This is a genomic window from Vibrio sp. 1557, assembly GCF_033340175.1.
Taxonomy (GTDB): domain Bacteria; phylum Pseudomonadota; class Gammaproteobacteria; order Enterobacterales; family Vibrionaceae; genus Vibrio; species Vibrio alginolyticus.
Genome location: NZ_JAWOVZ010000224.1, coordinates 1 through 1,154, shown reverse-complemented (window position 1 = coordinate 1,154; position 1,154 = coordinate 1). Strand labels below are relative to the sequence as shown.

Genomic DNA, 1,154 nt, shown 5'->3' with positions numbered 1-1,154 from the left:
TGATCCCGAAAGGCATCAAACTGCCGAAATCGACCGAGCTGAAGCCCACTTTGCTTCGCGCACTTTGTATTGGTCTGTCTCAATTGTGTTTTATTGCGTCTCTTCAAACGTTAACGCTGGTCGAAAGTGTGGTCCTTTTTGCTACAGGCCCGTTGTTTATGCCTGTGATTGAAAAGCTTGTCTGGCATGGAAAAATTCGTGCGTCCACCGTTTTTGGTATTGTGATGGCGTTTAGTGGTGTGGTGTTGTTGGCTGGAACGGAAGGCGAATTTACTTTGCGATACGACTTACTGCTTGGTTTGGCTGGCGGTCTGTTTAACTCCGGCTCACAATTGACGCTGTATAAAGTCAGCAAAAGTAATATGTCACCGCTAGAGATCAACTTCTGGGCGTTTAGCTTTGCCGCGTTATTTATTCTGCCTTTGGCGCTTATCAACGATGGCTCTGGACTGTTGGGGGCTCATTCATTCTCACTATCCGTTGAGCCTAGTGTGCTGTTGCTATTAGCCATGTCGATGTTGATCATCAATACTCAAGTGTTTCGTGCAAAAGCCTATCAACTGGCCAGTAGCGGCTCTCAACTCGCACCACTGATTTTTACCAACTTGTTGTTTACGGCCGTTTGGCAATCACTTTTTTTCGCTGATGTAATGAGCCGCACTCAAATCGCGGGCATGGGCTTAATTGTGCTCGCGACGGTATTGAATGGGTGCTGGGATGTATTGGTCAAGTATCATCAAAGCAAGGCGTTACAAACGAGAACATCTTAGTGCCTCGTAAAAGTAAGTTGAGATAAGCATTTAAAACGCAAGCAAATTTGATTTTTCCTGAGAATAAACTAGCGTCAATGAAGGTTCAGGGAGAGAAAACATGCTTACATTAAACTATTACGTAGAAATAACCGCGACTCCGCAGCGCGTATGGAGAGTGCTGACGGATGCTGAGCTTTACAAGCGTTGGGCGCAGGCTTTTTCACCTCAATCTCAATTCGAAGGGGAGTGGGAAGAGGGCAGCGACATCACCTTTTTTGATCCGGATATGGGCGGCACTCGCGCAGTGATTGATTCTGTGCAGCCACTGCATCGGCTAGAGTTTCATCATGTTGCCATCTTTAACCCCGACAATAGGCAACAGTTGGACGCGGATATTGCCGC

At 46.8% G+C, this 1,154-nt stretch carries 2 protein-coding genes; both read left to right on the top strand.

The genetic code is table 11. From position 1 onward, the window contains the following. A partial coding sequence (locus tag R7070_RS26065) for a DMT family transporter (protein ID WP_318141496.1) occupies window positions 1-770 on the top strand: 770 nt, incomplete at its 5' end. 100 nt (window positions 771-870) lie between these two features. Beyond that, the coding region (locus R7070_RS26060; RefSeq protein WP_318141495.1) for an SRPBCC domain-containing protein at window positions 871-1,154 on the top strand (284 nt) is incomplete at its 3' end.